The sequence below is a fragment of the Mycobacterium sp. genome (assembly GCF_050700595.1).
Lineage (GTDB): Bacteria > Actinomycetota > Actinomycetes > Mycobacteriales > Mycobacteriaceae > Mycobacterium.
In genome coordinates this window covers 1-6,418 of the sequence record NZ_JBOHHI010000122.1, presented here as the reverse complement: position 1 = coordinate 6,418, position 6,418 = coordinate 1, and the positions used below count along the sequence as shown (strand labels likewise).

Annotated in this window: 6 protein-coding genes and 1 pseudogene; 1 reads left to right on the top strand and 6 read right to left on the bottom strand. The window is 65.0% G+C overall.

The features are described from left to right. From ACRDTL_RS12235 to ACRDTL_RS12225, 3 genes are all read right to left on the bottom strand, one after another. Positions 1 to 256 (bottom strand): WXG100 family type VII secretion target (locus ACRDTL_RS12235; protein ID WP_431506972.1); only part of this gene is annotated, 256 nt, incomplete at its 3' end. Between the two features lie 78 nt (positions 257 to 334). Further along, entirely contained in the window at positions 335 to 634 is a 300-nt protein-coding gene (locus ACRDTL_RS12230; protein WP_431506971.1) for a PE family protein, read from the bottom strand. 303 nt (positions 635 to 937) lie between these two features. Further along, positions 938 to 2,113, bottom strand: coding sequence for a cytochrome P450 (locus tag ACRDTL_RS12225; protein WP_431506970.1), 1,176 nt, complete (start codon positions 2,111 to 2,113; stop codon positions 938 to 940). A gap of 168 nt (positions 2,114 to 2,281) precedes the next feature. Here ACRDTL_RS12225 and ACRDTL_RS12220 point away from each other — a divergent pair, with 168 nt between their 5' ends. After that, complete coding sequence (locus ACRDTL_RS12220; RefSeq protein ID WP_431506969.1) at positions 2,282 to 2,476, top strand: ferredoxin; 195 nt, start codon at positions 2,282 to 2,284, stop codon at positions 2,474 to 2,476. A 57-nt stretch (positions 2,477 to 2,533) separates the two neighbouring features. Here the strand turns inward: ACRDTL_RS12220 and ACRDTL_RS12215 are convergent, their stop codons facing one another. The 3 genes and pseudogenes from ACRDTL_RS12215 to ACRDTL_RS12205 all read right to left on the bottom strand — a co-directional run. After that, entirely contained in the window at positions 2,534 to 3,754 is a 1,221-nt protein-coding gene (locus ACRDTL_RS12215; protein ID WP_431506973.1) for a PPE family protein, read from the bottom strand. Positions 3,755 to 4,051: 297 nt separating this feature from the next. After that, the gene (locus tag ACRDTL_RS12210) at positions 4,052 to 5,224 is read right to left on the bottom strand and encodes a PPE family protein (RefSeq protein ID WP_431506968.1); all 1,173 of its coding nucleotides are present in this window, start codon (positions 5,222 to 5,224) and stop codon (positions 4,052 to 4,054) included. Between the two features lie 321 nt (positions 5,225 to 5,545). Further along, a pseudogene (locus ACRDTL_RS12205) lies at positions 5,546 to 6,418 on the bottom strand (type VII secretion protein EccC); the annotation flags it as partial.

The window sequence follows — 6,418 nt, the reverse complement described above, 5'->3', positions numbered from 1 at the left end:
CGTAGTTGTTGGCGTCGCGGATCAGCCCGTCACGCACGCCGTGCAGCATGTTGACGATGTTGCGGAACGCGGTGTTCATCTGGCCCATGGTGTCGTGGGACGTCAGTTGAGCGGTCCCGCTCCACCCGGCGCCGGCGATGTTGACCGAGGATGCATACATCTTGCGGGCCTCGTCCTCCACGGTCTGGGCGTGCACGTCGAAACGGCCCGCCATGTCCCGCATCGCGTGCGGGTCGGTCATAAAACGCGTAGGCATTGTTGTCTCCTTAACTAAGTGGTCATCGAAGCGATGGACATCGGAACTACTGGCTCGCCAGGACGGCCCCCTTTCCGGCTAACCGGCCGAGATCGCGTTGGCGGCTTCGGTGGCCGCATACGAGCCGGCGCTGGTGCCCAGGGTGCTCACGAACATTTCGTGAATCGCCGCGGCTTGGGCGCTGACTGCCTGGTACATCTGGGCGTGTGCGGCGAACTGCGCCGCAGTCAGGGCCGAGACCTCGTCGGCGGCTGCCGGCATCACCCCGGTCGTCGGAGCCGCCGCAGCCGCGTTCTGGGCGCTCAGTGATGAGCCGATCCCTTGCAGGCTGCCGGCCGCTGACGACAACGCTTCCGGCTGTGTGGTCACGAACGACATGTCGCTTCCTCCTAAAACAAATCTCAGTAATCGTTCCGCGCACGAGTCTAGATGTCCTAATCGCACTTCGCTCTGCGCGACAGCCCGCGACGGCAAGTGTTCACCGAGTAACGACAAGTGTTCACATACAGTAACGGCTCAGTAACACGTTTCACGCGAAATTCGCTGGTCGAAACACCACAGTGGCGGTCACCTGCGTTAACGGCTCGAGGGTCGCCCGTTCGCGGTCCCGCCAGCTAAAAATGCCTTCGCAGGATAAAAATCTGGCCGCGAGTAACGCCTGCCACGGCGGGCGGGCGCCGATCAGCCAAAGTGCAGTGGCAATGACTTGAGCGCAAAGGTCTTGCCCGGAAAGCGGATTTCGGGCGTGTAACCGGGCGCCAATTCGAACTCGGGAATTCTTTTGAGCCATTCGTCGACGACCACCGTCAATTCGATACGCGCCAAATGAGAACCCAAACAGCGGTGCGGCCCGCCGCCGAATCCCCAGTGTCGGTGCACCTTGCCGTCCATGACCAGTTGATCGGTGGACATCGCGTCGCTGCCGTCGCGGTTGACCGCAGCCATACACAATCGCACCGACGAGCCTGCGGGCAGCGTCATCCCACCGACAGTGACGATCTCGGTGGTTACCCGGGGCGCCACCGGTGCCGATGGCTCCAGTCGGACGATCTCCTCGATAAAAGCCCTGATCTGCTTGGGGTCATCGCGGAGTTGAGTGCGCAACTGTGGTCTGCGCGCCAGTTCGAGCAGGGAAAATCCGATTGCCGCAGTCACGGTGTCCAGCCCCGCCAGGATCAACAGGTGGCTCATGCCCAGGAGCTCGAGGTCACTGAACGCACCTTCGCCGGTCATCACCTGCGACAAGATGTCCGAACCCGGGTTCTGGCGGCGTTGTCTGATCACGTCGGTGAGATAGCCGAACAACTCCCGGCCCGGGGCGAGGTCGGCCTCGGTGACATAGGCCTTGTCGGCGATGACGGCGTCTTTCCAGGCGATCAGCCGATCGCGATCCTCCAGCGGCAGGCCGTAGAGGTCGAGGAACACCTGAAACGGATACAGATTCGCCACGTCTGCCATCACCTCGCATTTCCCCCGGCCGGCGATGGCATCGATCATGTCGGTGGCGTGACGGGTCAGCACCGGCCGTGACTTACTCAACGCGTGCGGGCTGAAGTAGCGCTGGAGGATTTTGCGGTACCGGGTGTGCTCCGGCGGGTCGAACGCCAGCGGTACCACCGGCAGCGGGCTGCCCGGGGGTTGAAGCGCCAATCGTGAGGAAAAGACTTTGGGATTGCGCAGTGCCGCGAGCACGTCTTCGCGGCGCGTCAGGTAATAGCAGCCGTTCATGAACACCACCGGCCCGGCATCCCGGAGGCTCTTCCACCCGACACCACGGTCGGCGGCCATCGGCAACTCGGAATATTCAAGCCGCGGCAGGTGGAAGGCTCCGAACAAGCCTTCGTCGAGGGTGCTCATATGCGCTGTTGTCCCCGGTTGTCCGTTCTCTCGAGTCGCGGCAGCGACAGACAACATCGTAGCCGCAGCAGACGCACACTAATCTGGCTGTGAGCACACCTGAGTCGCCCTGGGCGTCAGCACTTTTTAACCGGCGGGCCGATCGGCACGGTCGAGAGAGGAAACCCTATGAAAGTTCGCCTCGACCAATCGAAATGCGTGGGACATGCGCAGTGCTACGCCGTCGATCCAGATTTCTTCCCCATCGATGAGTCCGGCTACTCGATCCTCGAAGAGCGCGAGGTGAGACCCGAGGATGAGCAATTGACTCGCGACGGGGTTGCCGCCTGCCCGGAAATGGCACTCATCTTCGAAGAAGACTGACTCACTGTCAAAAGTGTTGTGTCACTGGCATTTCCAGGAGCGGGATCGCTGCCGTCGTTATCCCGCGAACGGTGGACGTGTCATCACGGTGGGGCGGAATCCGTATCGTGGGCCGGCACCGGCTCCCGCACCGGCTCCCGCACCGGCCAAGGGCATACCGCCCAACAGGTTTCCGGCACCTCCGCCGGTTTCCGGGGCCGCACTTACGCTGCTGATCGGCAGCGGAGCGCTATGCGGGGCCGTCAACGGGGTTGATCCGATCCAAGAGGGCGGCACCGACAACCCGCCGACAGCCGGGGCGCTGCCCAGCCCGGCGGACACGCCCGGCCCGAGGCCACCACCCCCGGCGCCGCCCAGCATGGCACCCAGATTGCCCAAACCTGGCACCGCGCCGGCGGCGGCTGGTGCCGACCCGCCTATCAACCCCAGGGTCTTCGCCGACTGCACAAAGTTGTTCATCATGCCGATGCTGAAGTACGGCAAACCCTCGGTGTTGTACAGGATGCCCGTGTATGGAGACAAAGCGCTCGCCAGCCCCGAAAGCGATGAGGATGAACTCGACGACCCGGTCGCCGACTGGAGGATGTTCGCGCCCGGCGATGAGATCGACGAAGCCGAGGTGGGTGCCGCGAGGCTCTGCAGCGTCGTCGGCGTCGACGAAACCAGCTGTGACAGTAGCGACTGGGTGCCGGTGGCAGACGAACTGGCGGCGGCATGGGTGACCGCCGCGGATTGAAGAGCCTGTCCGGCGGGGTTGGCGATCTGTGCCGGCGCGGCGAACGGTGTCACCTTGGTGGCGGCTGCCGACTGTCCGGCGTAACCGTACATCGTGGCCGCATTTTGGGCCCACATCTCGCCGTATTGCGCCTCCAGCTGCGCGATTACCGGCATGTTCTGACCGAGAACGTTCGTCGCCACCGCATGCGCCAGCTGGGCGCGGTTGGCCGCGATGAGCGGCGGCGGCACGACGGCGGCAAACGCGTTCTCATAGGAGGCCGCGGCGGCCCTGGCCTGAGTTGCGGTGTGCTCGGCCTGCGCGGCGGTGGTGTTCATCCACGCCACGTAGGGGCCAGCCGCGTCTGCCATCTGCGTCGACGCCGTGCCCATCCATTCCTCACTGGCAAGCCGGGTAATCACCGACTGGTAGCCGGTGGCGGCGGAATTCAACTCGGCGGCCAGCGCGTTCCAGGCCGACGCGGCCGCGATCATCGGCGTCGACCCGGGGCCGGCATACATGAGAGCCGAAGTGATCTCTGGCGGTATCGCTCCCAAATCCAGCACTACAGCCTCCTCAGCCGGCCGCGATCGATAATGCTTCCGGCTGCGTCGTCACGAACGACACCTGGCGTCCTCCTCAATAGCCCTCAGCGTCAACGACCTTCAGCAAGTCGTCGATAGACAGATTAGCTGGCTGGCGTTGCGGGACGCGCCGCCGACGCCAAGTGTTCATTCCCGGACGACTACTGTTCATCCACAGGTATCGGCCGTTCATTGCAAGTTCGGTTGTCAGCCCACTTCGACAACCACTACCTGCGTAAACACCACGATATCGACTCATATCGGCCGGGCTGACAACTATCCGGCCGACGGGGGACGTGCCATGACGCTGTAGCGGAACCCGTAGCGGTGGGTGAAACCGCCGGTGGCCCGCCGGCCCACACCCGTTAGCGGCATGCCCCGAAGCAAACCTCCGGGCCCACTCCCCTCGGCGGCGTGCACGGCACTCATCGTCATCGCGCCCTGCGCCGTCGGGCTCACTCCTGCTTCGCCCGCAGCCCAGCCGGCTGGCACCGACAGCGCCCCAATCGAGTTGGCCTGGCCCACACTCGCTGACACCGGTCCGCCACTGAGACCATTGCCCAGGCCGAGTCCGGCGAATTGCGGCGTTGCGTACCAGGCTCCGCCCGCACCGGCGGTTGTTCCCTGGCCGAACGTCAACTGCTGTCCGATCTGCGCGAAGAACTGAACGATGCCCACCCCGAAATACGCCTGCAGGGTTTGTTTCAGCACCGTGCCGATGTTGGTGATGTTTGTCAGCCCGGATCCCGACGACGTGGACGAGGCGGTCAGCGGCGACGACGAAAGTTGTTGCAGCGCTTGCGGCACCGCGGAGGTTGCGACCAGTTGGGGGGTGGTCTGCGCAGCGGTCTGCCCAGAGGTGCCCGCGGGTGTGGCAGCGGCCTTGGCGACCGCTGCGGCCTGCATGGTCGGTCCGGCCGGGTTGGCGGTGTGTACCGGTGGGGTGAACGGCTTCACCGTGGAGGCGGTTGCCGAGGCGCCGGCGTATCCGTACATCGCCGCGGCGTCTTGGGCCCACATCTCGGCATACTGGGCTTCGGTGGCCGCAATCGCCGGCGTGTTCTGGCCGAAGAAGTTGGTTGCGACCAACGTCGTCAACAAAACCCGGTTCGCCGCGATCACCGGCGGTGGCACCGTCATCATGAATGCCGCCTCGTAGGCGGCCACGGCCGCAAGGGCCTGAGACGCGGTCTGCTCGGCGAGTGCGGCGGTGGTGCTCAGCCACGACACGTACGGCGCGGCGGCGGCCGCCATCGACATCGACGTCGGGCCGATCCACGGCGCGCTCGTCAGCTCCGTGATCACCGAGTTGTAGCCGGTTGCCGCCAACCCCAACTCGGCGGCCAAGCCCTCCCACGCGGCCGCAGCGGCCAACATCGGCCCCGGTCCGGGACCGGCATACATGCGGCCGGAGTTGACCTCCGGGGGTAACGCCCCGAAATCAAGCACTACGCACTCCTGGGAGGGCCGGGCAGACTTTGACGCGGCCGATGGCCTGGCAGGTGCCGGTGTGCGAAACCGGGTGTGTGGTCACAGATGAAAGGCGCTTTCTTCCCTGGGTAACCTTCGGTCTCAACAACATTGCGCACGGGTCGTTCGTCACTGAAAAGGCGTTCGTATGTGACAGTAGATGCCCATACCGGGAGACGCCGCCGACGACGCCAACTATTCATTAGCGGACAACTATTGTTCATTAGCCGACAGCAACTGTTAATTTGCTGTTCGGCTATCAGCTGGGCTTTTGCTGCCCGATATTCGGGGCTACAGGAGTTATCGGCGCAACTCGGTGGCCGCTACCTGGACGAACACGCCGGTGTCCTCTGCCATCAAGAGGCCGCGGCCGTGTGGCAGCGGTCCGCCCCTCATCTTGCCGCGGATGAAGCCTTCGTCGGGGTCGGCGTCCATCACCAGCAGCGGCGTATTGGCCTGATGCAGCGCCCGCAGCATCGGGTCGCTGCCCGCCGAGGACCAGCCGCCGAACGTGCGGGTGCCGATGACGTGCAGGCCCACATCGGAGGCCCTCGTCACCCAGGCGGCGGCCTTGTGCAGCGGCGAATCGAAACCGGCCGGCATCTGCTGGATGTCGTCGACGATCAGGAAGATCTCCGGGCCGCTCCACCAGGAGTGCGACATCAACTCTTCCGCCGACAGGCCCGGCGGTGGCTCACGGCTGGCCAGAAGCGCGGACAGGTCGTTCATCATCGCCTGCACACCGTCGAGGTTGTAGGCGAAGTTCTCGACATACTCCGAGCCCATCACGGTCAGCAGTTGCCGGCGCGGGTCGACCAGCCACACCTGGGCGGACGGCTGCCCGGCCGGTGGCGGCGGCGCGCTGCTCGCGCCGGGCGCGTAGAGTCGTCCGATCTCCGCCATGATCGTCGCCAGCGTCGTGGTCTTCCCACATTCGCGACGGCCCGTCACCATCAGGTGTGCGTTCTCGGCGAAATTCAGATAGACCGGCGCCAGGTCCAATTCCGATATCGCCCAGGTGATTCCGCCGGCACCAACGCCTTGACGGGTGTCGCGGGCGGCCAGCTCGCGCACCTGCTCCACCCCGAACCGCGCGGGCAGCCGGCGGATCGGTGGCGCCTGGCCGCTCGCGAGCCGGCTGACCGCCTCGACGATGCTGTCGGAGGCGAACAC

Coding starts and splice junctions, on each gene's coding strand:
- ACRDTL_RS12230 (WP_431506971.1), bottom strand. CDS start 634: ATGTCGTTCGTGACCACACAGCCGGAAGCGTTGTCGTCAGCGGCCGGC.
- ACRDTL_RS12225 (WP_431506970.1), bottom strand. CDS start 2,113: ATGAGCACCCTCGACGAAGGCTTGTTCGGAGCCTTCCACCTGCCGCGG.
- ACRDTL_RS12220 (WP_431506969.1), top strand. CDS start 2,282: ATGAAAGTTCGCCTCGACCAATCGAAATGCGTGGGACATGCGCAGTGC.